23 protein-coding genes are annotated in these 24,695 nt (G+C 68.6%); 8 read left to right on the plus strand and 15 right to left on the minus strand.

The annotated features are described in order from the left end of the window. Positions 1–47 precede the first annotated feature (47 nt). Positions 48–743, minus strand: coding sequence for a GMP/IMP nucleotidase (gene yrfG / locus KRX52_RS11755; RefSeq protein WP_217681914.1), 696 nt, complete (start codon positions 741–743; stop codon positions 48–50). 122 nt (positions 744–865) lie between these two features. Here yrfG and nudE point away from each other — a divergent pair, with 122 nt between their 5' ends. Continuing rightward, entirely contained in the window at positions 866–1,432 is a 567-nt protein-coding gene (gene nudE, locus KRX52_RS11760; protein ID WP_217681915.1) for an ADP compounds hydrolase NudE, read from the plus strand. An 8-nt stretch (positions 1,433–1,440) separates the two neighbouring features. Further along, entirely contained in the window at positions 1,441–2,259 is an 819-nt protein-coding gene (cysQ, locus tag KRX52_RS11765; protein ID WP_217681916.1) for a 3'(2'),5'-bisphosphate nucleotidase CysQ, read from the plus strand. A 112-nt stretch (positions 2,260–2,371) separates the two neighbouring features. Here cysQ and KRX52_RS11770 read toward each other — a convergent pair whose 3' ends face one another. The 3 genes from KRX52_RS11770 to KRX52_RS11780 all read right to left on the minus strand — a co-directional run bounded on the left by KRX52_RS11770 (position 2,372) and on the right by KRX52_RS11780 (position 5,276). Further along, on the minus strand, positions 2,372–2,824 hold the full coding sequence (locus KRX52_RS11770) for a thioesterase domain-containing protein (protein ID WP_217681917.1): 453 nt from the start codon (positions 2,822–2,824) through the stop codon (positions 2,372–2,374). Positions 2,825–3,020: 196 nt separating this feature from the next. Continuing rightward, positions 3,021–4,211, minus strand: a complete 1,191-nt coding sequence (gene metK, locus KRX52_RS11775) for a methionine adenosyltransferase (protein WP_217681918.1) — start codon at positions 4,209–4,211, stop codon at positions 3,021–3,023. 63 nt (positions 4,212–4,274) lie between these two features. Continuing rightward, on the minus strand, positions 4,275–5,276 hold the full coding sequence (locus tag KRX52_RS11780) for an ArsR/SmtB family transcription factor (protein ID WP_217681919.1): 1,002 nt from the start codon (positions 5,274–5,276) through the stop codon (positions 4,275–4,277). A gap of 202 nt (positions 5,277–5,478) precedes the next feature. Between KRX52_RS11780 and tkt the strand changes: the two genes are divergently transcribed. The 4 genes from tkt to fba all read left to right on the plus strand — a co-directional run bounded on the left by tkt (position 5,479) and on the right by fba (position 11,055). Beyond that, a complete protein-coding gene (tkt, locus tag KRX52_RS11785) occupies positions 5,479–7,479 on the plus strand; it encodes a transketolase (RefSeq protein ID WP_217681920.1) in 2,001 nt (666 codons plus the stop codon). Between the two features lie 118 nt (positions 7,480–7,597). Further along, a complete protein-coding gene (gene epd, locus KRX52_RS11790; RefSeq protein WP_217681921.1) occupies positions 7,598–8,656 on the plus strand; it encodes an erythrose-4-phosphate dehydrogenase in 1,059 nt (352 codons plus the stop codon). Positions 8,657–8,661: 5 nt separating this feature from the next. After that, the gene (locus KRX52_RS11795; protein WP_217681922.1) at positions 8,662–9,822 is read left to right on the plus strand and encodes a phosphoglycerate kinase; all 1,161 of its coding nucleotides are present in this window, start codon (positions 8,662–8,664) and stop codon (positions 9,820–9,822) included. A gap of 168 nt (positions 9,823–9,990) precedes the next feature. Next, positions 9,991–11,055, plus strand: coding sequence for a class II fructose-bisphosphate aldolase (gene fba / locus KRX52_RS11800; protein ID WP_217681923.1), 1,065 nt, complete (start codon positions 9,991–9,993; stop codon positions 11,053–11,055). 177 nt (positions 11,056–11,232) lie between these two features. On the opposite strand, the gene KRX52_RS11805 is transcribed toward fba, so the two are convergent. After that, positions 11,233–11,457: a hypothetical protein gene (locus tag KRX52_RS11805; RefSeq protein ID WP_217681924.1), complete on the minus strand. Its 225-nt coding sequence runs from the start codon at positions 11,455–11,457 to the stop codon at positions 11,233–11,235. 469 nt (positions 11,458–11,926) lie between these two features. Here KRX52_RS11805 and KRX52_RS11810 point away from each other — a divergent pair, with 469 nt between their 5' ends. Together KRX52_RS11810 and KRX52_RS11815 are read left to right on the plus strand one after the other, a co-directional pair. Then, entirely contained in the window at positions 11,927–12,385 is a 459-nt protein-coding gene (locus KRX52_RS11810) for a hypothetical protein (RefSeq protein WP_217681925.1), read from the plus strand. 52 nt (positions 12,386–12,437) lie between these two features. Further along, on the plus strand, positions 12,438–12,935 hold the full coding sequence (locus tag KRX52_RS11815; protein WP_217681926.1) for a YgjP-like metallopeptidase domain-containing protein: 498 nt from the start codon (positions 12,438–12,440) through the stop codon (positions 12,933–12,935). Positions 12,936–12,965: 30 nt separating this feature from the next. Here KRX52_RS11815 and KRX52_RS11820 read toward each other — a convergent pair whose 3' ends face one another. The 10 genes from KRX52_RS11820 to KRX52_RS11865 form a co-directional block, all read right to left on the minus strand. Beyond that, the gene (locus KRX52_RS11820) at positions 12,966–13,316 is read right to left on the minus strand and encodes a hypothetical protein (protein WP_217681927.1); all 351 of its coding nucleotides are present in this window, start codon (positions 13,314–13,316) and stop codon (positions 12,966–12,968) included. Continuing rightward, positions 13,313–13,699: a phage holin family protein gene (locus tag KRX52_RS11825; protein WP_217681928.1), complete on the minus strand. Its 387-nt coding sequence runs from the start codon at positions 13,697–13,699 to the stop codon at positions 13,313–13,315. The genes KRX52_RS11820 and KRX52_RS11825 overlap by 4 nt, the downstream gene beginning before the upstream one ends. Before the next feature lie 4 nt (positions 13,700–13,703). Next, complete coding sequence (locus tag KRX52_RS11830; RefSeq protein WP_217681929.1) at positions 13,704–14,012, minus strand: ElaB/YgaM/YqjD family protein; 309 nt, start codon at positions 14,010–14,012, stop codon at positions 13,704–13,706. 92 nt (positions 14,013–14,104) lie between these two features. Then, positions 14,105–16,309, minus strand: coding sequence for a YccS family putative transporter (gene yccS / locus KRX52_RS11835; protein ID WP_217681930.1), 2,205 nt, complete (start codon positions 16,307–16,309; stop codon positions 14,105–14,107). Between the two features lie 101 nt (positions 16,310–16,410). Further along, complete coding sequence (locus KRX52_RS11840; protein ID WP_217681931.1) at positions 16,411–17,592, minus strand: BaiN/RdsA family NAD(P)/FAD-dependent oxidoreductase; 1,182 nt, start codon at positions 17,590–17,592, stop codon at positions 16,411–16,413. A gap of 75 nt (positions 17,593–17,667) precedes the next feature. Continuing rightward, entirely contained in the window at positions 17,668–19,554 is a 1,887-nt protein-coding gene (locus KRX52_RS11845) for a diguanylate cyclase domain-containing protein (RefSeq protein ID WP_367890539.1), read from the minus strand. Between the two features lie 347 nt (positions 19,555–19,901). Further along, positions 19,902–21,278, minus strand: coding sequence for an ATP-dependent RNA helicase DbpA (gene dbpA, locus KRX52_RS11850; protein ID WP_217681932.1), 1,377 nt, complete (start codon positions 21,276–21,278; stop codon positions 19,902–19,904). An 82-nt stretch (positions 21,279–21,360) separates the two neighbouring features. Then, positions 21,361–22,083, minus strand: a complete 723-nt coding sequence (locus KRX52_RS11855; RefSeq protein WP_217681933.1) for a 3'-5' exonuclease — start codon at positions 22,081–22,083, stop codon at positions 21,361–21,363. Further along, the gene (locus KRX52_RS11860; RefSeq protein WP_217681934.1) at positions 22,080–24,011 is read right to left on the minus strand and encodes a putative nucleotidyltransferase substrate binding domain-containing protein; all 1,932 of its coding nucleotides are present in this window, start codon (positions 24,009–24,011) and stop codon (positions 22,080–22,082) included. The genes KRX52_RS11855 and KRX52_RS11860 overlap by 4 nt, the downstream gene beginning before the upstream one ends. Positions 24,012–24,115: 104 nt before the next feature. Next, positions 24,116–24,664: a glutathione peroxidase gene (locus KRX52_RS11865; RefSeq protein ID WP_217681935.1), complete on the minus strand. Its 549-nt coding sequence runs from the start codon at positions 24,662–24,664 to the stop codon at positions 24,116–24,118. Positions 24,665–24,695: the final 31 nt, after the last annotated feature.

Here is a 24,695-nt window from a genome sequence, read left to right on the forward strand (position 1 = left end):
GCATGTTGTGGCTATTTTCCCGGAACTTTGCTGGAACCGCCCCGGTCTTATCGCTCTGGTTTCGTCTGAGGAAGTTCGCTGCGAAGCCCTTCGCACAGACGCCGGTAGCTGTCGACGGCGGCGAATTCCTCGGTGTCCTTGCATTCGCCGCGGCTGTCCGGCTGGCGGATGCCGAGCAGGTGGGCGATGCCGTATTGGCGGGCGCTGCGCAGGATCGGCAGGCTGTCGTCGATGAACAGGCTGCGCGCCGGGTCGAAGCCGAAGTCCTGCTGCAGGGCGAACCAAAACTGCTGGTCTTCCTTGGGGAAGCCGTAGTCGTGCGAGCTGATCAGGCGATCGAAGAACGGTGCCAGCTCGACCCTTTCCAGTTTCAGCGACAGCGAATCGCGGTGGGCATTGGTGATCAGCGCCACACGCTTGCCGGCGGCGCGCAGGGCGGCGAGGAACTGGTCGGCGTCCGGGCGCAAGGCGATCAGGTGGGCGATCTCCTCCTTCAGTGCCCGTACCGGCAGGTCCAGTTCGCGGCTCCAGAAGTCCAGGCAGTACCAGTTCAACTGACCGGCATGCTGTTGGAACAGCGGCAGCAGCTCGGCCAGCGCGGCGTCGAGCTGGATGCCGTGCTTGTCGGCGTAGCGCTGCGGCAGATGGTGCAGCCAGAAGTGGTTGTCGAAGTGCAGGTCGAGCAGGGTGCCGTCCATGTCGAGCAGGACGGTGTCGATCTGGTTCCAGGGCGGCGTGGGCATGGTGGCGGGCGGCTCGGGCTGGGCGGCAGTGGGTGTGTCGCAGGGTGTCTCGACAACGCTGCCGGGAGTCGAAAAAAGGGGCGGTTATGATAACGTGTGGGCCACGCCAAGGAGCCCAGCATATGCGCCAGAAACCCGATGTTCTAGCCCGCGCCATCGTCGCCAAGAGTCGTCTGTTCACCGTCGAGGAGCTGCAGTTGCGCTTCAGCAACGGGGTCGAGCGCACCTACGAGCGGCTGGTCAATCGCGGCCTGGGCTACGGTGCAGTGATGGTGGTGGCGCTGGAGGACGCGGAGACCGTGCTGCTGATCGAGGAGTACTGCGCCGGCATCGATGCCTATGAGCTGTCGCTGCCCAAGGGGCTGATCGAGCCGGGCGAGGACGTGCTGGCGGCGGCCAATCGCGAGCTGAAGGAGGAGGCCGGCTTCGGCGCCCGCCAGCTCGAGCACATCACCGGCCTGTCGCTGTCGCCGGGCTACATGAGCCAGTCCATCCAGGTGGTGCTGGCGCGCGATCTGTATGCCGAGCGCCTGCCCGGCGACGAGCCGGAGAGCATCCGCGTCGAGCGCTTCAGCCTGCGCGATATCTCGCGTCTGGCCGCGGCCGACAACTTCAGCGAAGGCCGGGCCCTGGCCGCGCTGTACCTGGTGCGCGACCTGCTGACCCAGCGCGGCGACTTCCAGCCGTGAGCCCAGCCATGAGCCATCCCTTGTTGCCGGCGGTGGTCGAGCTGGTGCGCCAGGCCGGCGCGGCGACCTTGCCTTACTGGCGCGCGGACGTGGCGGTCGAGCTGAAGGCCGACGCCTCGCCGGTGACCGCTGCCGACCTGGCCGCCCACCGCCTGCTGGCCGCTGGCCTGGCGCAGCTGGCGCCGGAGATTCACCTGCTGTCCGAGGAGGACTGCGAGATCGGCCTGGCCGAGCGCCGTCACTGGGCGTGCTGGTGGCTGGTCGACCCGCTGGACGGCACCAAGGAGTTCATCGCCGGCAGCGAGGAGTTCACCGTCAACGTGGCGCTGATCGAGCAGGGCCGGGTGGTGTTCGGCGTGGTCGGCGTGCCGGCGCGCGGCCTGTGCTTCTCCGGCGGTGCCGGCCTTGGTGCCTGGCGCCTGGCGGATGGCGAGGCGCAGGCGATCGGGGTGCGCATCGCCCCGCCGGAAGTCTTCACCGTGGTGGCCAGCCGCCGCCACTCCAGTCCGGCCCAGGAGCGCCTGCTCAGCGGGTTGGGCGAGCGCTTCGGCGATCTGGCGCTGACCAGCGTCGGCAGTTCGCTGAAGTTCTGCCTGCTGGCCGAGGGCAGCGCCGACTGCTATCCGCGCCTGGCGCCCACCTCGCAGTGGGACACCGCGGCGGCGCAGGGCGTGCTGGAAGGCGCCGGCGGCGAGGTGCTCGACCTGCGTGGCCAGCCGCTGGAGTACCCGGCGCGCGAGAGTTTTCTCAACCCGCACTTCCTCGCCCTGCCGCAGGCGGCCGAGTGGCGCGAGGAGCTGCTGCAGCTCGCCCTGGCGCTGGATTGAGTGCGGAGCATCTAAGCTCATCGGTGCGCATGGCGCACCCTACGTCGTACCGCCTCGCTGCTTGGCCGTAGGGTGCGCCATGCGCACCCAGAGCCCTGGGCTCGGGCGCTGCCTACTTGTGCAGCACATACTCGCCATGCAGATGCACCGCCGTCTCGCCGCTCGGCGCGAGGATGCGGATGTCCAGGTACAGGCGCGCGCGGCCGCGGCGACGGTACATCGTTTCGAACTTCTTCCAGTCATCCGCGCTCGGTGCGGCGCAGATGGCCACGGCCTCCGCGACCACCGGCAGCGGGTAGTCGATTTGCCCACCCTTGATCACGATATGGCCGTCGTCGATGCCGGCCTCGCGCAGGCGCAGGGTCAGCCAGCCCCAGCCGGCCAGCACGCAGAGGCTGTACAGGCTGCCGCCGAACATGCTGCCGGTATGGTTGACGTTGGGGGGCAGCGGCGCGGACAGGCGCAGCTCGTGGTTTTCCCAGCCCTGTACCTTGAGCTCCATGGCGCGGGTCAGCGGGATGTCGTGATGCAGCAGTTCTTCCAGATAGCGACAGTCGGGATTCATGTCCGGGGTGTCCTGGTTCGGTGACAGGCAAAGCGTAAGGCGCAGCGCTGACGCGCGGCGGATGGCTCATGATCCCGCCTCGGCCGCCCGGGTGCAATTGCGCCAGTGGCCGCGGCGTTCACTGCCGGGTGCTGCGCGCGCATGAAAAAGCCCCGCACGGCTCGCGCCGGCGGGGCTTCGGTGTCGCGACGGGCAGTTACAGACCGGCAGCGGCGCGCAGCGCCTCGGCCTTGTCGGTCTTCTCCCAGGTGAAGGTGGTGAAGGTATCGTCACCGACAGTCACTTGCTGCGGAGTGCGGCCGAAGTGGCCGTACGCGGCGGTGGCCTTGTACATCGGGTGCAGCAGATCGAGCATCTTGGTGATCGCGTACGGACGCAGGTCGAAGACTTCGCGCACCAGCTTGATGATGGTGTCTTCGCTGACCTTGTTGGTGCCGAAGGTGTTGATCGAGATGGAGGTCGGCTGGGCCACGCCGATGGCGTAGGACACCTGGATCTCGCAGCGCTCGGCGAGTCCGGCGGCGACGATGTTCTTGGCCACGTAGCGACCGGCGTAGGCGGCCGAGCGGTCGACCTTGGACGGGTCTTTGCCGGAGAAGGCGCCGCCGCCGTGACGGGCCATGCCGCCGTAGGAGTCGACGATGATCTTGCGGCCGGTCAGGCCGCAGTCGCCCACCGGGCCGCCGATGATGAACTGGCCGGTCGGGTTGATGTGGAACTGGGTGTCCTTGTGCAGCAGTTCGGCCGGCAGGGTGTGCTTGATGATCAGCTCCATCACCGCTTCCTGCAGATCGCTCTGGCTGATCTCCGGGCTATGCTGGGTGGACAGCACCACGGCGTCGATGCCGACCACCTTGCCGTTCTCGTAGCGGCAGGTGACCTGGCTCTTGGCGTCCGGGCGCAGCCACGGCAGCAGGCCGCTCTTGCGCGCTTCGGCCTGGCGCTCGACCAGACGGTGCGAGAAGCAGATCGGCGCCGGCATCAGCACGTCGGTCTCGTTGCTGGCGTAGCCGAACATCAGGCCCTGGTCGCCGGCGCCCTGGTCTTCCGGCTTGGCGCGGTCGACGCCCTGGTTGATGTCCGGGGACTGCTTGCCGATGATGTTGACGATGCCGCAGGTGGCGCCGTCGTAGCCAACCTCGGAGCTGTTGTAGCCGATGTCGACGATCACGTCGCGCACCAGCTGCTCGAGGTCGATCCACGCGCTGGTGGTGATCTCGCCGGCGACGATGGCCACGCCGGTCTTCACCAGGGTCTCGCAGGCCACGCGGGCGTGCTTGTCCTCGGCGATGATGGCGTCGAGCACGGCATCGGAGATCTGGTCGGCGATCTTGTCCGGATGGCCTTCGGACACGGACTCGGAGGTGAAAAGGGAATATTCGCTCATCAATCGGTTCCTGTTTTTACCGGTGGGTGAGGCGGCCTCGCGGCCGTGTCATACAGCATTCAATCAATGCTTCAGGGTAGTGCGGGTAGCCGCTTCGGGCTTGGCGAAGTGGCGCACCTGGATCTGGAAACCGTTGCGCAGGCCCAGGTACAGGCTTTCGCCTGCCGTCAGACCGGCGTCTTCTGCCCAGCGGGCCAGCTCGTCCTGGTCGAAACCCAGCCACAGGTCGCCACAGGCGTCGCGCGCCCAGGACTGGTGGTGGCTGCACAGCTCGGTCAGCAGCAGGCTGCCGCCCGGGGTCAGCAGGCGCGCCAGCTGGGCCATGGCCCGTGCCGGCTCGGCAAAGTGGTGCAGCACCATGTTCAGTACCACGCAGTCGGCCGGCGCCTGATCGTCATTCAAGGCATCGGCCAGTTTCAGTTCGACGTTGGCCAGACCCTCGGCGCTGCAGCGCTGGCGGGCCAGTTCGAGCATCGCCGGGCTGCTGTCCAGCGCGGTGACGCGGGCGAAGCGTTTCGCCAGCTCGGGGAGAAAGGCGCCGTCCCCAGGGCCGACTTCCAGAGCACTGGCACTGGCCGGCAAGTGCAGGGCATCGAGCAGGGTCAGCAGGCTGTCGCGGTACTGCGGCAGCCCGGCGATCAGGTCCTGCTGGGCGCGGAACTTCTCCAGCGTGCGGGCGAAGAAGTCGCGCGCCGCGGCGGCGCGCTGCGCCTGCACCTCGGCGATGCGCAGCTGGACCTCGGTCGGCAGCTGCAGGGCGTCCACCTCTTCCAGCAGCGCTGCCTGCAGCGCGCTGCCGGTCTGCCCGCTGGAGGCCAGGGCGCGACGATAGAAGATCGCGTTGCCTTCGCGACGGGTCGCCACCAGCCCGGCCTGGGCCAGCACCTTGAGGTGATGGCTGATGCCGGACTGGCGCATGGCGAAGATCTGCGCCAGCTCCAGCACGCCGAACGAGTCGCTGGCCAGCGCGCGCAGCACGTTGAGACGCAGCGGGTCGCCACCGGCCTTGCACAGGGCGGCCAGTTCGTCGCTGGGATCGTGGCGGAAGGCGGGCTGCGTACTCATAAGGCGGCGAAGTTTAATCGTCGCGGCGGCGAGTCGCAACTTCTGTATCAAAAAGTTTTGATATTGGCGCCCGCTGGCGCGGGAGTGGCGGACGTGGATGCAAGCAATTCGCGCGGATCGACCATCTGTGATTGCCCGTTCCCCTGCCGCTGGGCGAAAATGGCCGCCTTTTTGATCAAGCCCCCCCTGCAGGAGACCAGCGATGCCCAGTCGTCGTGAGCTAGCCAATGCCATTCGTGCCCTCAGCATGGATGCCGTGCAGAAAGCCAACAGCGGCCATCCCGGTGCACCCATGGGCATGGCGGACATCGCCGAAGTGCTGTGGCGCGACTTCCTCAAGCACAACCCGCAGAACCCGCAGTGGGCCGACCGCGACCGCTTCGTGCTGTCCAACGGCCACGGCTCGATGCTGATCTACTCGCTGCTGCACCTGACCGGCTACGACCTGGCGATCGACGACCTCAAGCAGTTCCGCCAGCTGCACAGCCGCACCCCGGGCCACCCGGAATACGGCTACACCCCGGGCGTGGAAACCACCACCGGCCCGCTCGGCCAGGGCATCGCCAACGCCGTCGGCTTCGCCCTCGCCGAGAAGGTGCTGGGCGCGCAGTTCAACCGTCCCGGCCACGCCATCGTCGACCACTTCACCTACGCCTTCCTCGGCGACGGCTGCATGATGGAAGGCATCAGCCACGAAGTCTGCTCGCTGGCCGGCACCCTGGGCCTGGGCAAGCTGGTCGCCTTCTACGACGACAACGGTATCTCCATCGACGGCGAAGTCGAGGGCTGGTTCACCGACGACACCCCGGCGCGCTTCGAGGCCTACGGCTGGCAGGTGATCCGCAGCGTCGACGGCCACGATGCCGAGGCGATCAAGGCTGCCGTCGAGGCTGCCCGCGCCGAAACGGGCCGTCCGACCCTGATCTGCTGCAAGACCACCATCGGCTTCGGCTCGCCGAACAAGGGCGGCAAGGAAGAGTGCCACGGCGCGCCGCTGGGCGATGCCGAGATCGCCGCCACCCGCGCCGCGCTGGGCTGGAACCATGGGCCGTTCGAGATCCCGGCCGACATCTATGCCGAGTGGGACGCCAAGGCCGCTGGCGCCGCCAACGAAGCGGAGTGGAATGCACGCTTCGCCGCCTACGCCGCCGAGTTCCCGCAACTGGCGGCCGAGTTCCAGCGCCGCATCGCCGGCGAGCTGCCGGCCGACTTCGCCGCGCAGGCTGCCGCCTACGTCGCCGACGTCGCGGCCAAGGGCGAGACCATCGCCAGCCGCAAGGCCAGCCAGAACACCCTCAACGCCTTCGGCCCGCTGCTGCCCGAGTTCCTCGGCGGCTCGGCGGACCTGGCCGGCTCCAACCTGACCCTGTGGAAGGGCTGCCAGGGCCTGGCCCATGACGACGCCGGCGGCAACTACGTGCACTACGGCGTGCGCGAGTTCGGCATGAGCGCGATCATGAACGGCGTCGCCCTGCACGGCGGCTTCATTCCCTACGGCGCCACCTTCCTGATCTTCATGGAATACGCGCGCAACGCCGTGCGCATGTCGGCGCTGATGAAGCAGCGCGTGCTCTACGTGTTCACCCACGACTCCATCGGTCTGGGCGAGGACGGCCCGACCCACCAGCCGATCGAGCAGCTGGCCAGCCTGCGCGGCACGCCGAACCTCGACACCTGGCGTCCGTGCGACGCGGTCGAGTCCGCGGTGGCCTGGAAGTACGCCATCGAGCGCAACGACGGCCCGAGCGCGCTGATCTTCAGCCGCCAGAACCTGCCGCACCAGGCGCGCGACGCCCAGCAGCTGGCCGACGTGGCCCGCGGTGGCTACGTGCTCAAGGACTGCGCCGGCGAGCCGGAGCTGATCCTGATCGCCACCGGTTCGGAAATCGGCCTGGCCGTGCAGGCCTTCGACGCGCTGAGCGCCCAGGGCCGCCAGGTGCGTGTGGTGTCGATGCCGTCGACCAGCGTGTTCGACCAGCAGGACGCCGCCTACAAGCAGGCCGTGCTGCCGGTGCAGGTCGGCGCGCGCATTGCCATCGAGGCAGCGCATGCCGACTTCTGGTACAAGTACGTCGGTCTGGAAGGTCGCATCATCGGCATGACCACCTTCGGCGAGTCCGCCCCGGCGGCGCAGCTGTTCGAGGAGTTCGGTTTCACCCTCGACAACGTGCTGAGCACCGCCGAGGAGCTGCTGGACGTCTGATGCCGCGAGCGGTGGATGGCTGCGGCCATCCACCGGCACTCCGGTAGGGTGCGCCTGTGGTGCGCATGGCGCACCCTACGAGGCACTCTCCGCGCCGAGCGACAGACTGCGAGAACTCATGTCGAAACGCCCCTACAAAGTCGCCCTCAACGGCTACGGCCGCATCGGCCGCTGCGTGCTGCGTGCGCTGTATGAACGTGGCGCGGATGCCGGGCTGGAAATCGTCGCGCTCAACGACCTGGCCGACCAGGCCAGCATCGAGTACCTGACCCGCTTCGACTCCACCCACGGCCGCTTCCCCGGCAAGGTGAAGGTGGCCGGCGACTGCCTGCACCTCAACGGCGACTGCGTGCAGGTGTTGCGCCAGGCCACCCCGGAAGCCATCGATTGGGCGGCGCTGGGCGTCGATCTGGTGCTGGAGTGCACCGGCGTCTACCACACCCGCCAGCAGGCCGAGCGCTTCCTGGCTGCCGGTGCGCCGCGGGTGCTGTTCTCCCAGCCGATGGCCAGCGAGGCCGACATCGACGCCACCATCGTCTACGGGGTCAACCAGCAACGCCTGAGCGGCCACGAGCGGCTGGTGTCGAATGCTTCCTGCACCACCAACTGCAGCGTGCCGCTGCTCAAGTTGCTGAACGAGGCGATCGGCCTCGACTACGTGACCATCACCACCATCCACTCGGCGATGAACGACCAGCCGGTGATCGACGCCTATCATCACGAGGACCTGCGCCGTACCCGCTCGGCGTTCCAGTCGGTGATCCCGGTGTCGACCGGCCTGGCGCGGGGCATCGAGCGCCTGCTCCCGGAACTGGCCGGACGGATCCAGGCCAAGGCGGTGCGCGTGCCGACGGTCAACGTGTCGTGCCTGGACATCACCCTGCAGACCCGCCGCGACACCAGCGTCGCCGAGATCAACCGCGTGCTGCGCGAGGCGGCCGAGCGCGGCCCGCTGCAGGGCCTGCTCGACTACACCGAGCTGCCCCACGCCAGCTGCGATTTCAATCACGACCCCCATTCGGCCATCGTCGACGGCAGCCAGACCCTGGTGTCCGGCCCCCGGCTGGTCAACCTGCTGGCCTGGTTCGACAACGAATGGGGCTTTGCCAACCGTATGCTCGACGTGGCGGAACACTTCCTCCGCGTCGCCCATTGCCCACAGCCCATGAAGGACTGAAGCCCATGACCGTTTTGAAGATGTCCGACCTCGACCTCGCCGGCAAGCGCGTGCTGATCCGCGAAGACCTCAACGTCCCGGTGAAGGACGGCGTGGTGAAGAGCGACGCCCGCATCCTCGCCTCCCTGCCGACCATCAAGCTGGCGCTGGAGAAGGGTGCCGCGGTGATGGTCTGCTCGCACCTGGGTCGCCCGACCGAGGGCGAGTTCTCCGCCGAGAACAGCCTCAAGCCGGTCGCCGAGTTCCTGAGCAAGGCGCTGGGCCGCGAAGTGCCGCTGGTCGCCGACTACCTGGGCGGCGTCGACGTGCAGCCGGGCCAGATCGTGCTGTTCGAGAACGTGCGTTTCAACAAGGGCGAGAAGAAGAACAGCGACGAGCTGGCGCAGCAGTACGCCGCGCTGTGCGACGTGTTCGTCATGGACGCCTTCGGCACCGCCCACCGCGCCGAGGGCTCGACCCACGGCGTCGCCAAGTTCGCCAAGGTCGCCGCGGCCGGCCCGCTGCTGGCCGCCGAGCTGGACGCGCTGGGCAAGGCGCTGGGCAGCCCGGCGCGGCCGATGGTGGCCATCGTCGCCGGCTCCAAGGTGTCGACCAAGCTCGACGTGCTGACCTCGCTGGCCGACATCTGCGACCAGCTGATCGTCGGCGGCGGCATCGCCAACACCTTCCTCGCCGCCGCCGGCTACAAGGTCGGCAAGTCGCTGTGCGAAGCCGACCTGCTGGACACCGCCCGCGCCATCGCCGCCAAGGTTAGCGTGCCGCTGCCGGTCGACGTGGTGGTCGCCAAGGAGTTCGCCGAAACGGCCGCCGCGACCGTCAAGCTGATCGGTGACGTCGCCGACGACGACATGATCCTCGACATCGGCCCGCAGACCGCAGCGATGTTCGGCGAGATGCTCAAGGCCTCGAAGACCATCCTGTGGAACGGCCCGGTCGGCGTGTTCGAGTTCGACCAGTTCGGCAACGGTACCAAGGTGCTGGCCCAGGCCATCGCCGAAAGCCCCGCCTTTTCCATCGCTGGCGGCGGCGACACCCTGGCGGCCATCGACAAGTACGGCGTGGCCGAGCAGATCTCCTATATTTCCACCGGCGGTGGCGCCTTCCTCGAGTTCGTCGAGGGCAAGGTCCTGCCGGCCGTGGCGGTGCTCGAAGAGCGCGCCAAGTAATACCAGCGCCAGGGACGCTCTGCGTCCCGGTGCATGGACGCCGGAGCGTCCTGGGATGCATTCCCACGCGCAAGCGTGGGAACGATCAGCAACCGACAGACTTGAACCCGGCCTGCCCCTGCGGCAGGCTGGGCACCAAATAATCGACCCTTACTGGGAGCACCACAGATGGCACTTATCAGCATGCGCCAGATGCTGGATCACGCCGCCGAATTCGGCTACGGCGTACCGGCCTTCAACGTCAACAACCTCGAGCAGATGCGCGCCATCATGGAAGCGGCCGACAAGACCGACTCCCCGGTGATCGTCCAGGCCTCCGCCGGCGCGCGCAAGTACGCCGGTGCGCCCTTCCTGCGCCACCTTATCCTCGCCGCCATCGAAGAATTCCCGCACATCCCGGTGTGCATGCACCAGGACCACGGCACCAGCCCGGACGTCTGCCAACGCTCGATCCAGCTGGGCTTCAGCTCGGTGATGATGGACGGCTCGCTGATGGCCGACGGCAAGACCCCGGCCGACTACGACTACAACGTGCGCGTGACCCAGCAGACCGTGGCCATGGCCCACGCCTGCGGCGTGTCGGTGGAAGGCGAGCTGGGCTGCCTGGGCAGCCTGGAAACCGGCCAGGCCGGCGAGGAAGACGGCGTCGGTGCCGAGGGTACCCTCGACCACAGCCAGATGCTGACCGATCCGGAAGAAGCGGCGGCCTTCGTCAAGGCCACCCAGGTCGACGCCCTGGCCATCGCCATCGGCACCAGCCACGGCGCCTACAAGTTCACCAAGCCGCCGACCGGCGACGTGCTGGCCATCGAGCGCATCAAGGAAATCCACAAGCGCATCCCCAACACCCACTTGGTGATGCACGGCTCCTCCTCGGTGCCGCAGGAGTGGCTGGCGATCATCAACCAGTACGGTGGCGACATCAAGGAAACCTACGGCGTGCCGGTCGAGGAGATCGTCGAAGGCATCAAGCACGGCGTGCGCAAGGTCAACATCGACACCGACCTGCGCCTGGCCTCCACCGGCGCGATCCGCCGCATGATGGCCGAGCAGCCGAGCGAGTTCGACCCGCGCAAGTTCTTCGCCCAGACCATCGTGGCCATGCGCGACATCTGCATCGCCCGCTACGAAGCCTTCGGCACCGCCGGCCAAGCCTCGAAGATCAAGGCGATCTCCCTGGAAGGCATGTTCCAGCGCTACGCCAAGGGCGAGCTGAACGCCAAGGTCAACTGATCGCCGCGTTTGCCGTACCGCCACAAGGCCCGCCTCGCGCGGGCCTTGTGCTTTCTGGCGGGCAACTCGGCGGCGTCTGCGCATGGCCGCGCTGGGCCGGGGGGATTCGGGCGGCCCCGGGGCCGGGGCGGGCCGGCAGGTGGCCGCTCGCGGCGAGCGGCCGAGGTGGGCGGCGGGCTAGGCGTTTTTGAAACGGCCCAGCTTGAAGGTCCGCTTGAAGGCGGCCTTGAGGCGGTCGCCGAGCTGGGCGTGCTGCTGGCAGGCGCCGTCGCCGAGATTGGCGCCCAGGGCCGTGGCGAATTCGAGCACGCGCTCGCTGGCGAGCGGACGGCCACAGGTCGAGCAGGCCGGCGCACAGCGATCGCACACCGGGAACACCCCGTGCACGGCGTCGACGGACATGGACAGCACCATGAACCCCTTGGGTTCGGCATTGTCCCGCGAGTAGGACTGTTGCAGGACATGAAAGGCCAGCGGGCGAGCAGTGGTGCCGCAAATGGCGCAGGAGCACCCATCGCTTTCGCGATGCATAAACTCTTGATGGGGCTGCTGGGCGATTGCTTCGGAGGTCATAACGTCTTTTCCTGGTTGGATTTCCACGGCTTGAATTTCGGGGTTCCACTGCCGGCGGGGATCATGCCCGGCAGGCGTGAACCGCGAGTCAAGCACTCAGCCGCGCCGCGCAGGCGTGCGGACTGATGTGCCGCGGCGTTGGCTGGTGCCGCTGGCGGTTGTCGTCGGTTTTGCTGTATTCAAGCACGTTTCACCCCTCGGGGGTGCCTATTGCCGCCTGCAGCGTCGCTTCGCCTGCTGCCGCAGCCCTGCCGGCGCGCTATATTCGGCCCCGTGTTCCGCTGCCAGACCTGCACTCATGGACGAGTTCAACCCCTACGCCCCGCCGCGCTCGCGCGATCCCGCGCCCCTCGATCCGACCGCCGCGCCGCCCGGCTTCGCCGCCTATCGCTGGCTGAACTGGCTGTATGCCGGCGTCATGCTGGTCGCCCTGCTGATCCTGCTCGGCGGGGGCACCCTGCGCGCGGAGTTCTCCCATCTGCTGGTGGTGGCGATCTTCCTTGCGCCGTCGTTGAGCTTTGCCCTGGTGCTCGCGCGGCGCGAGGCCTGGTTCCGGCGCTGGTACTGGGTCCAGGGCCTGGGCAGCGCGGTGTTGCTGCTGTTCTGTTTCCTCGACATCACCGGGGGCCACGGGCTGCGCGGCATCGGCGTGTTCATGACGGCGGTGAACGCCGCCGCGCTGTTCGCCGGCGAACACTTCCTGCGCGTGCGGGGGACGCCAGGCCTGCCTGCGGAGAATCCCCAGCGGCACGCCTGAAGCGGCCGCGGCCGGGTAGAATGAGCGCTTCCCCGCCTGCCGCTTGCTGCCCATGACCCCGCTCAAATACCTCAACGCCTATCCCTCCCAGTTGCAGGACCAGGTGCGCCGGCTGCTCGCCGAACAGCGCCTGGGCGACTACCTGCACAAGCGCTATCCGGGGCGCCACACGGTACAGAGCGACAAGGCGCTGTACGCCTACACCATGGAGCTCAAGCAGCAGTACCTGCGCAACGCGCCGGGCATCGACAAGGTGCTCTACGACAGCAAGCTGGATGTGGTGCGCAATGCGCTTGGCCTGCATACCGCGGTGTCGCGGGTGCAGGGCGGCAAGCTCAAGGCCAAGAAGGAGATCCGCGTGGCCGCGCTGTTTCGCGAGGCGGCGCCGGAGTTCCTGCAGATGATCGTGGTGCACGAGCTGGCGCATCTGCGCGAGTTCGACCACAACAAGGCGTTCTACCAGCTGTGCGAGCACATGCTGCCGGGCTATCACCAGCTGGAGTTCGACCTGCGCGTGTATCTGACCTGGCGCGAGCAGGCGGCGGGCTGATGGCTGCGTTGCCGCGCCAGCGCGGGTGGATCAGGGCTGCTGCGGGTCCTGTCCCGTGGCGCTGCGCGCTCGCGGCATGCCGAGCAGGCGCAGGGCGGCGACCGCCAGCGGCACATAGGGTCCGGCCAGGCGCAGCCAGCGCTTCAGGCTGCCCGCACCCTTGCCGCCGACAAAGCCCAGCAGGGTGACCCCGGCCAGCCCCCACAGCGGGGCATGGCGCAGGTTCAGGCGCTGTTGCCAGGCGCGCACCTGCTGCAGCGGCTGGGTGAGGCGCAGGCTTTCGTAGTGCAGCTCCTGGCGATGCAGTTGCATGCGCATGCGCACCAGCTCCTTGCGCAGCTGTTGCGGGGAGGCGTGTTCCGACAGGCGTGGCGGGGTCATGGCAGCAGTTGCTCGCGGTCGCGCGCCAGCTCTTCGAGGGTGGCGCTGAAAGGGGAGGTCTGCCGGCGCAGGCTGGCGAGCAGGCGCCACAGCGCCAGCAGGCAGCCCAGGCCGTGGAACAGGCACAGCGCAGCGATCGCCTCCAGGCGGTAGCTGTCCCAGCACAGCAGCAGCACCAGCACGCTGAGGGCGAACAGCAACAGCAGGCCGAACACCAGGGCCACGCCGGCGCAGAGCAACTGGCGCAGGCTGGCCGCCTTCTGTTCCTGCAGCTCGATGCCCAGCAGTTCGAGGTGGCCGTGCAGCAGGCCGAGGGCGGCGGCGCCCATGCCGCGCAGCGGGGCGTTGGCAGTGGATGAAGCGTGCGGCGTTCCCTCGCTCATCGGTTCAGCGCCGCGCTACCAGCAGGCCGAGCAGGAAGCCGATGCCGGCGCACACGCCGAGGGATTGCAGGGGATGCTGCTGCACATAGTTTTCGGTCGCCTTGACGCCGGACGCGCAGCACTGGCGCAGCGATTCCTCGTTGGCATGCAGGGAGGTGCGGGCGCGGGCGAGGCTGGCCTCGATCTGCGCGCGCAGCCCTTCAGCCTGCTCGCCGGCCAGGCTGGCCGACTGCTGCAGCAGCTTCTCGGTGTCCTGGACCAGCGTCTGGAAGTCGGCCAGCAGCGGATCCACTGAGGGGGTTTTACGGGCCATGGACAGCTCTCCTCGGGTTAGTGAGTCCTGAGTGTAGGACGGCAACCGAACATATTCGACCGCTTCCCGCCGTGCCGCGTGGATCGCCGGCTTCAGGCGGCGGGCCGTTGCGCGGCGCCCGCTTCGCGGTCTGGCTGCAGCAGGCGGGTGACCAGCTCGCGCAACGGCTTCATCTGCCGGCAGATCAGCGCCAGTTCTGTGCGCAGCAGGCGCTGGCGTTCGTCGCTGTCCTCCGCCAGCCGCTCCAGCTCGCCGGCCCTGGCCTCCTCGTCGAACGTGGCGGCGGCCGGTGCCTGGCGCAGGGCCAGCTGGCGGGCGATCTCGTCGAGACTGGCGGCCAGCTGCGCGGCGGTCTGCTCGATCAGCCCGCCGCGCAGCTCGGCCGGCAGGACCGCGCGGTGCGCGCCGAGGGCCGACAGGTAGCTGAGCAGGGTGTGCGACAGCGCCAGGCAGCGAAAGCCGGTGTCCGCCTCGCGGCGGAAATGCCCCGGCTCCAGCAGCATGTTGGCCAGCGCAGCGGACAGCGCGGCGTCGGCGTTGTGGGCGTTGCGGCGGACCAGGCGGTAGGCCAGGTCGTCGCGCTTGCCGCTGGCGTACTGCAGCATGATTTCCCGCAGGTAGCGGCTGTGGCAGCGCAGGGTATTGGCCACCACGCTGGGCAGGCGGCGGCCCTGCCAGTCGGGCAGGATCAGGAACACCGCGAGGCCGGCGATCAGGCTGCCGAGCAGGGTGTCGATCAGCCGCGGCCAGATCAGCCCGTAGCCGTCGCCGACCTGGTTGAAGCAGAACAGCACCATCAGGGTGATCGCCGCGGTGGCCAGGGTGTAGTGCGTGCTGCGGGTGGCGAAGAAGGCCACCCCGGCGGCGACGGCGATCAGCGACTGCAGTGGCGCGCCGGGGAACAGGTCGAACAGCGCCCAGCCGGCGACCAGGCCGAGCACGGTGCCGGCGATGCGCTGCACCAGCTTGCGGCGGGTGGCGCCGTAGCTGGGCTGGCAGACGAACACCGTGGTCAGCAGGATCCAGTAGCCCTGGGCCGGATGGATCCAGTGCAGCACGCCGTAGCCGGCGGCCAGCGCCAGGGCCAGGCGCAGGGCGTGGCGGAACAGCAGCGAGGTGGGGGTGAGCTGCTGGCGCAGGCGCTCGCCGACCTCGCGCAGGCTGTGCGGGTCGCGGTCGAACAGGGTGCTGTCCTGGGCCTCGGCGAGGGCGTCCGGGTTGCTCGCCGCGCCGAGCAGCTGCTCGAGGGTGCCGAGGTTGCTGGCCAGCGCGTGCAGCGAGCGCAGCAGGCCGCGCCACTGCGGATTGTGCTGCGCCTGCAGGTAGGCCAGCGAGGCATTCAGGTCGTCGAGGGCCTGGGCGCTGGCGCGCTGGTAGGCGAACGGCTGGCGCAGCTCGATGGCCTCGGCCAGCGCGCGGCAGGCCTGGCCCTGCTGGCGCAACAGCAGCCGGCAGCGGAACAGCACGTCGCTGTGGAAGAACGCCTCGGCCAGCTCGTTGTAGGGGTAGTGCGAGGAGCTGGCGCGCTCGTGGATGTCCTGGGCGACGAAGTATAGCTTCAGGTAGCGATTGACCTGCGGCGTCGCCCGGCCCTTGCCGACCCGGTGCAGGATGATCTCCTTGGCCGCGTTGAGTGCCGCCACCAGGCGGCCGTTCTGCTGCGCCAGCTCCAGGCGCCGCGCTTCCACGTCGAGTTCGCGCACCGGCTCGAACAGCGCTGCCTTCAGGCGCAGGTAGCGCCCCAGCTCGCGGAACACCCGGGCCAGCGCCTGCTGCACCGGCTGCTGGCTGAACAGCCGTTGCCAGAGCACCGAGAGCAGACCGTACCAGGCCGCGCCGGCGACCAGTAGCAGGGGCTGATGCCACAGGTCGGCGACCTCGCCGCCGCGCTGGTCGACGGTGATCATGGTGTAGATGGACAGGATCAGGGTGCCCGAGGCGATGGTGCCGAAGCGTTCGCCGAGGGCGCCGAGCATGGTCAGGGCGAAGGTGGACAGCGCCAGCGCGGCGACGAACAGCCAGGGATAGGGGAACAGCAGCTCGACGGCGAAGGCCGCGGCGGCGAAGCACACCAGGGTCACCAGCAGCGCCTGCAGGCGGCCGCGCCAGCTGTCGTCGGTCTCCGCCAGGGCGCTGGCGATGATGCCGAGGAACAGCGGGATCAGCAGGTCCATGCGGCCCTGGCTCCAGCTCAGGGCCATGCAGCCGGTGAGGGCGACGAAGACCCGCAGGCTGTAGCTGAACTTGTCCAGCGCCCACAGCTGGCGCAGGCGGTGACCGAGGGTTGGAGAGACCATGGCGGACAACCTTGTCAAAGCGATACCCGGCGATGTACCGGGCGTATCGGCAGTTTAGGCAAGCAGGGTTTGTGCCGGCTAGCGCGCGTGCAGCAGGGCGCTCAGACCACTTCCCCGGCGGCATGCCCGGAGGCCCAGGCCCACTGGAAGTTGAAGCCGCCGAGGTGGCCGGTGACATCCAGCACCTCGCCGACGAAGTACAGCCCCGGGGACTTCTGCGACTCCATGGTCTTCGACGACACCTCGCGGGTGTCCACGCCGCCGAGGGTGACTTCGGCGGTGCGGTAGCCCTCGGTGCCGGCCGGGACCAGCCGCCAGGCGGACAGTTGCGCGGCGATGGCCTGCAGCTCGCCGGGGGTGTACTGCTTGAGCGGCTTGCTGGCGCACCACAGCTCGCAGAGCAGGCCGGCCATCTTCTTGCTGAACACCTCGCCGAGCAGGGTCTTCAGCTCGCTGTTCGGCCGCTCGGCCTGCTGGCTGGTCAGCCAGTCCAGGGCGTCGCGATCCGGCAGCAGGTTGATTTCCAGGCTGTCGCCGCTGTGCCAGTAGGAGGAAATCTGCAGCATGGCCGGGCCGCTGAGACCGCGGTGGGTGAACAGCAGGTTCTCGCGGAAGCTCTTGTCGTTGCAGCTGACCAGGCAGTCCACCGCGGTACCGGACAGCTCGGCGCACAGCGCCTTGAGCTGCGGGTCGGTGATGGTGAACGGCACCAGGCCGGCGCGGGTCGGCAGCACGCTGTGGCCGAACTGGCGGGCGACCTGGTAGCCGAAACCCGTGGCGCCGAGGGTGGGAATCGACAGCCCGCCGGTGGCGATCACCAGCGACTGGCAGGCGAACTCGCCGCCACTGGTGGTCAGCCGGTAGCCGGCGTCAGTGCGTTCGATCTGCTCGATCGCGGTGTCCAGGCGGATCTCGGCGCCTGCCTCGGCGCACTCGACCAGCAGCAGCTGCAGGATGTCGCTGGCCTTGCGGTCGCAGAACAGCTGGCCGAGCTTCTTCTCGTGGTAGGGCACGTCGTGCTTGCACACCAGGGCGATGAAGTCCCACTGGGTGTAGCGGGCCAGCGCCGACTTGCAGAAGTGCGGGTTGTGCGAGAGGAAGTTGGCCGGCTCGGTGTACATGTTGGTGAAGTTGCAGCGTCCGCCACCGGACATGAGGATCTTCTTGCCGGCCTTGTTGGCGTGGTCCAGCACCAGCACGCGGCGTCCGCGCGCGGCGGCGGTCAGCGCGCACATCAGGCCGGCGGCACCGGCGCCTAGGATTACAACATCGGGACTGGACACGGCGGAACTCTCTGGCGGGCGGGACGGGCGCGCATGGTAGCAAAGCGCCGGGGTTCAGGCCGAGGGCGGCGGGGTTCAGTTCTCGTCGCGCTGGACGGACTCGCCGAGCGGCGTTTCCGTGGTGAGCGGGTGGCCGAGGCGGATGCAGTTGCGCCCGGCGGCCTTGGCCTCGTACATCGCCTGGTCGGCGGCGCGCAGCAGGTCGTCGCTGTGGCCGCCGGGAGGCAGGCCGAAGCTGATGCCGATGCTGGCGCCGATGCCCACGTCGAGGCCGAGCAGGCGGAACGGTCGTCCGAGGCTTTCCAGGATGCGTCCGGCCAGCACCTCGGCCTGCTCCGGGCTGCCGATGCTCTCGCAGACCAGCACGAACTCGTCGCCGCCCAGGCGCGCCACCAGGTCGGTGGTGCGCGCGCTGGCCTGCAGGCGGCGGGCGACCTGGATCAGCAGCAGGTCGCCGGCCTCGTGGCCGTAGTGGTCGTTGACCGGCTTGAAACCGTCGAGGTCGAGCATGATCAGCGCGAGCATCTCGTTGCGCCGGCGGGCGCGCTGCCAGACCTGCTCGATGTGCTGGCGCAGCGCCACGCGGTTGGCCAGACCGGTCAGCGGATCCTTGAGCGCCAGCTCGCGCAGGCGCTCGTTGGCGGCGGCCAGCGCTTCGGTGCGCTCGGCCACCCGCTGCTCGAGCACCCGCTCCTGTTCCTGCAGGGCCTGCAGGTCGTGCTGCTGGGCGACCAGGGTGTTGGCCTGGGTGGTGACCTTCTGCAGCTTCAGCGCGTTGAGCCGCAACGCCAGGCCGAAGGACAGCAGCAGCATCTCCAGCGCCGAGCCGATCTGCATGGCGTTGACCGAGACGGCGTTCGACGGCAGCAGGCCGAAGTTGCGCAGCGCCAGCAGCACCGCCCCGGCCATCAGCAGCAGCTTGGCGCCGACGAACACCGATGCCGCCGGTACGCGTCGCCGCATGCAGCGGATGCCGTAGGCCAGCAGCAGGAGGATGTTGCCGATGCTGATCGGCACCAGCGCCTGCAGGAGCAGCGGCAGCGGCAGCAGCAGGGTGCCGAGGGCGCTGGCCAGCTGTACGCCGAGGTCGACCCGCAGCCAGCGCTGCCACAGCGGCGCGTTGGCGGCACTGTCGAGCATGCTGCGGGCCAGCAGGACGGCGGCGGCATTGGCCAGGGCGAGGCAGAAGGGCAGGGCGCGGCTGCCCCAGGCACCGCCCTGCGGCCACAGATACTGGGCGCCGAGGCCGCTGAAGCCGAGCATGCCGGCGGCGAAGCTGGCCACGAACAGCACGTAGCACAGGAAGCTGGATTCGCGCAGGGCGAGGAACAGCAGCAGGTTGTAGCTGGCCAGCCCCAGCAGCAGGCCGAAGTACAGCGCCAGCAGCAGGCTGGCGCTGTGGGCGTATTGCTCGAAGGCGCGGGCGTTCCACAACCGGGCGTCGAGGGCCAGGTTGCCGCTGGAGTTGGCGCGGAAATACAGGCTGCGCTGTTCGCCCGGGGCCAGCTGCACGGCGAACAGCGGGGCGCGATGGTCGAAGCTGCGGTGTGCCGCGGGCACGCTGTCGCCGCCGAGTTGCTGCTGCAGTCCGCCGGGGCCCATGCTGAACAGCTCGACGCGATCCAGCGACGGCCGGTTGAATTCGATGCGCCATTCTCCGGCACCGGTGGCCCGCGACTGCAGGTCCAGGCGCAGCCAGATCACCTCGCCGGTATAGCCGAGATTCAGGTCGCTGCGCTGGCGCACGGGGATGAAGTCCGCCGCGCGGGCGGGCAGCTGCTCGGGGCGCAGGCTGCCCGTGGGGTCGCGCAGCAGGCTGACGTGACTGTGCAGATCCACGGCCTGCTCGCGGCCGTCCAGCACCAGCGCGGCCAGCCCGGCGCGGGCCTGCTGCGCCGGCAGGGCGAGCAGCAGCAACAGGCCGAGCAGGATCAGCAGCCTGTGGGCCGGGATCGGACGCACAATCACCGTTGCCGGTTGCGCCCGAGTGGGGCACCGGCTGGAGGCATGCTGCATGAGGTAATCCGCGAGTTCCATGGACAGTCACCCGGCGTCTCCGCGCCGGGCAGGGGCAGGCAATCTGCCGCTGGCGGCACATTGCCATACGTCAACTGTAGTCACTGCTCGCGGTGAAGGTTGCGAAAAGTGTGAAGCGTTTCGCAGGTCGGATGTCGACTGTTCTACAGACCGCGGTTCAGGAAACTCTGAAGAAGCCGTCATTCCCGCGCAGGCGGGAATCGACAAGGCCCGCAGCACCTGGACTCCCGCCTGCGCGGGAGTGACGGTCGGTGGCTATTTCAGCCCTTCCTTCAGAGAATCCGGGCCTTGTAGCTGCGACCCTTGACCTTGCGCTCGCTCAGGCGTTGCAGACCCTCTTTGGCGCGCTCGCGCTCGACCGCCACGTAGGCGTTGTGGTCGTACAGGGCGATCTTGCCGATGCTGGCGCCGGGCAGGCCGCCTTCGCCGGTGAGGGCACCGAGGATGTCGCCGGGGCGCAGCTTGTCCTTGCGCCCGCCGTTGATGCACAGGGTGGTCATCGGCGGCAGCAGGCGTTCGTCGGACAGCGGCTTTAGGTTGTCCAGGTTGGCCCAGTTCAGCGGTGCCTGTTGCAGCTCCTCGATGGCGCGGGCGCGGCCGGCTTCGCTCGGCGCCACCAGCGACAGCGCCAGGCCTTTCTCGCCGGCGCGGCCGCTGCGGCCGATGCGGTGGATGTGCACCTGCGGGTCGCGGGTCAGCTCGAGGTTGATCACCGCTTCCAGGGTGTCGATGTCCAGGCCGCGTGCGGCCACGTCGGTGGCCACCAGTACGCAGCAGCTCTGGTTGGCGAACATCGCCAGCACCTGGTCGCGCTCGCGCTGCTCCAGGTCGCCGTGCAGGGCCAGCGCCGAGATCTTGCGCGCATTGAGCATCGTCGCCACTTCCTGGCACTGCTGCTTGGTCTGGCAGAACACCACGCTGGAGGCCGGGCGGAAGTGCAGCAGCAGGCGCGCCACCGCCTCGATGCGCTGGTCGGGGTCGATCTCGTAGAAGCGCTGTTCGATCTGGCTGTCGTCGTGCTGCGACTCCAGCTCGATGCGCTGCGGCTGGCGCATGAACCGCGCGGCCAGCTGTTCGATGCCCTGCGGGTAGGTGGCGGAGAACAGCAGGGTCTGCCGCTTGCCCGGGGTCTGCTCGATGATCTCGCTGATCGAGTCGACAAAACCCATGTCGAGCATGCGGTCTGCTTCGTCGAGGACCAGGTGGTTGACGCCGTCGAGTTTGAGGGTGCCTTTGCGCACGTGCTCGAGGATGCGCCCCGGGGTGCCGACGACGATGTGCGCGCCGTGCTCCAGCGAGCCGATCTGCGGGCCGAAGGGCACGCCGCCGCACAGGGTCAGCACCTTGATGTTGCTGGAGCCCCGCGCCAGCGCGCGGATTTCCTTGGCCACCTGGTCGGCCAGTTCGCGGGTCGGGCACAGCACCAGCGCCTGACAGCCGAAGTAGCGCGGGTTGAGCGGCGCCAGCAGGCCGAGGGCGAAGGCGGCGGTCTTGCCGCTGCCGGTCTTGGCCTGAGCGATGAGGTCGTTGCCGGCGAGGATGGTCGGCAGGCTCTGCGCCTGGATCGGCGTCATCTGCCGGTAGCCGATGGCATCCAGGCTGGCGAGGAGGCTGGCGGGTAGCGGCAGGGAGGAGAAGGCGTCGGTCACGGCGAGGGCCTGGCAAGGAAAACGGCCGCGGAGTGTAACAGGATGACGCGCCCGGCAGGCGGCAGCGCCGCCCGCCGGTGCCTCAGATCGAGCGATGGCTGGCCTCGCGCGAGCGTCGCCAGTGGCCGAGCCGCTCGCCCAGTTGCTGCACGTTGTTCAGCTCCATGCGCTGGGCGCGGTTGAACAGGATCAGGGCGATCTCCGCGGTGGCCAGGGCGTCGGCCGAGGCGTGGTGGCGCTGTGGCATGTTCAGGGCGAAGTAGTCGATCCAGTGATCCAGGCCGCTGCGCTGCATCAGGGCCTCGGGGAACAGCATGGGGGCCAGGTCGGCGATGTCGAAGAACGGGTGCTGCAGGCGGTAGCCCAGTTCGTCCTTCAGCGCGCGGGTCAGCATGCGCTGGTCGAAGGGCGCGTGGTAGGCGAGGAACACGCAGTCGCCGGCGAACTCCATGAACGCCAGCAGCGCCTCGGCCGGCTCGCTGCCGCGGGCCAGGGCGCTGGGCGCGATGCCGTGGATCAGCACGCTCTCGGTGACGGTCTTCAGTTGGCGCTGCAGGGTGCACTCGAACTGCCGGCTGAAGTCGATGGCGCCATCCTCGATCAGCACGGCGCCGATCGACAGCACGATGTCGCGGTTGAGGTTGAGGCCGCTGGTTTCTAGGTCGAGGACCACGAAGCGCTGCTTGCGCAGCGGGCGGCCGTCCAGCGGCGTCGGCGCCGGCAGGCGCTGCAGGCGGCGGTGCTGCTTGTCGCTGAGCGGCGTGCGCTTGTGGCCGAGGTTGGCGAGAAAGGCGAAGGGATTCATAGCTGGTAACGCACGCTCAGCTTGTTCTGCAGGCGCTGCGCCTGGCGGAAGGATTCGCGCAGGATGCGGCGGTCGAGGGTGTTGAGGGTGTCGGGGTCGAGGCGGTTGTGCAGCGGCTTGCCCTCGCGCTCTAGGTGCTGGTGCTGCTGCATGCGGATCAGCTGGATGAAGTGGTAGGCCTCCTCGAAGGACGCGGCGTCCTTGGCCTCCATCACCTGCTTGGCCACCAGCAGGCGGAAGCGCTCGAGGGTATTGCTCTCGCTGATGCCGTTGGCCAGGGCGAGGATGCGCGCGCCGTCGACGAAGGGCGTCAGGCCCTCGACCTTGAGGTCCAGGGTGTCCTTCTCCAGGCCGCGGCTGGCCACCACGAAGTCGCGGAAGCGGCCGATCGGCGGGCGGTGCTGCAGGGCGTTGGTGGCCATCATGCGCTGGAACAGCGTGCTGTCGGCGACCATCTGCAGCAGGGCGTCGAGCAGCGCCTGGTAACCCTCGGTGGGGCCCCAGGCCGGGCGCAGGTCGAAGTAGATGGTCGAGTTGAGCAGGTTCTCCGCGGTCGGCGCATGGATGATGGCGGCGAAGCGGCGCGTCCACTCCTGGCGCGACAGGCACAGCTCGGGGTTGCCGGCCATGATGTTGCCCTTGCACAGGGTGAAGCCGCACTGGTCGAGGGCCTGGTTGATCTCGCGCGCCAGCGGCAGCAGGCGCTGGCGGATGTGCTCGGCCTCGGCCGGGCTGTCGGCCTCGAACAGGATGCCGTTGTCCTGGTCGGTGTGCAGGGTCTGCTCGCGGCGGCCTTCGCTGCCGAACACCAGCCAGGTGAAGGGCACGCCGGGGTCGCCGTGCTGGGCGATCATCAGCTCGATCACCCGGCTCACGGTATGGTCGTTGAGCAGGGTGATGATGTGGGTCAGCTGCGCCGGGCTGGCGCCGTGGGCGAGCATGTTGTCGACCAGGTGGGCGATGTCGCCGCGCAGGGCGGCCAGTGCCCCCACGCTGGTGGCGCTGCTGATGGTGCGTGCCAGGTGCACCAGGTCGACGCGCTGCAGGGAGAACAGATCGCGCTCGGAAATCACCCCGACCAGGCGCTTGTCGTCGACCACGCAGACGTGGGCGATGTGCCGCTGGGTCATCGCCAGGGCGGCGTCGAAGGCGCTGGCCGAGGGCGGCAGGTGGAAGGGATCGCGCACCATCAGCTGGTCCAGCGGCTGGGCGAGGTCGCCGCTGCCGTTGGCGATCTCCTCGCGCAGGTCGCGCAGGGTGAAGATGCCGATCGGGTAGGCCTGCTCGTCGACCATGATCAGGCTGCCGACGTGATGCTCGTTCATCAACTGCACCGCCTGGCGCAGGCTGGTGCCGACGGTGCAGGTGATCGGCTTGCGCGTCGCCAGTTCGCCCAGGCGGGTATCCAGCGAGTACTGCGCGCCGAGGGTTTCCGTGGCCTTGAGCTGGACCTGCTGGTTGACCTGGTCGAGCAGGCTGCTGACCCCGCGCATGGCGAAATCGCGAAACGGCGGCGACAGCGCCAGCAGGCGGGCGAAGGCTTCGCGCTGCAGCTGCAGGCAGAAGGTGTCCTCGGCGGCGAGGTAGTCGGTGCGGGTCGGCCGTTCGCCGACCAGGGCGCCCATCGGGAAGCACTCGCCGACGGCGATGTCCAGGGCGTTCTCCATGCTGCCGGCGGTGTTCAGGCGCTGGCCGAGGATATGCCCCTGCTTGACGATGTACAGGTACTCGACGCGGCCGTCTTCGGGTTTGACGATGCTGTCGCCGGCGGCATAGAAGCGCAGCTGGCAGTGCTCGACCAGGAACACCAGCTCGGTGTCGTCCATCTGCTCGAAGGGCGGGTAGTGGCGCAGGAACTGCAAGGTGCCCTGGATGTTCTGCAGGACTGCAGTCTTGCCGGCTTCGGCAAAGGCGTCCGACTTGCTCATCTTGTTGTTCTCACTGGCTCAGTGGGTTTGCGTCGATTGTGCCTGCGTGCCCCGGCCGCAGGCTTGACGCAGGCCGGGGAACGCGGGGGAAGGATGCCGCGGGTTCAGGGCGGCGAGGCTATGGCCTGCTCGACCGCCTGCAGCAGCTTGGGGTCTTCGGGCTTGGTCAGGCTGGAGAAATGGGCGATCACCTTGCCCTGGCGGTCGATCACGTACTTGTAGAAGTTCCAGCGCGGCGCAGCGCTCTGTGCCGCCAGGCCGCGGAACAGCGGAATGGCCTCCTTGCCGGTGACCACCTGGGGGGCGGTCATGGCGAAGGTCACCCCGTAGTTGACGTAGCAGACGGTGGCGGTCTCGGCGGCTTCGTCGGCCTCTTGCTTGAAGTCGTCGGAAGGCACGCCGAGGACTTCCAGGCCCTGTTCGCGATAGCGCTGGTAGAGGCTTTCCAGACCCTTGAACTGCGGGGTGAAGCCGCAGTGGCTGGCGGTGTTGACCACCACCAGGGGTTTGCCAGCGAACCGGCACAGATCGATGCGCTCCTTGCCGCGCAGGGCGGGCAGGCTGCCTTCCAGCAGCGGGGTGCATTCGTCCGCCTGGGCGGTAAGGCCGCCGAACAGCAGGGGCAGGCCGAGCAATAGACGTAAACGGCGCATGGCAGTCTCCGAAAGTGGGTCTGTCAGGTCC

It is taken from the genome of Geopseudomonas aromaticivorans (genome assembly GCF_019097855.1).
Taxonomy (GTDB): Bacteria; Pseudomonadota; Gammaproteobacteria; order Pseudomonadales; family Pseudomonadaceae; genus Geopseudomonas; species Geopseudomonas aromaticivorans.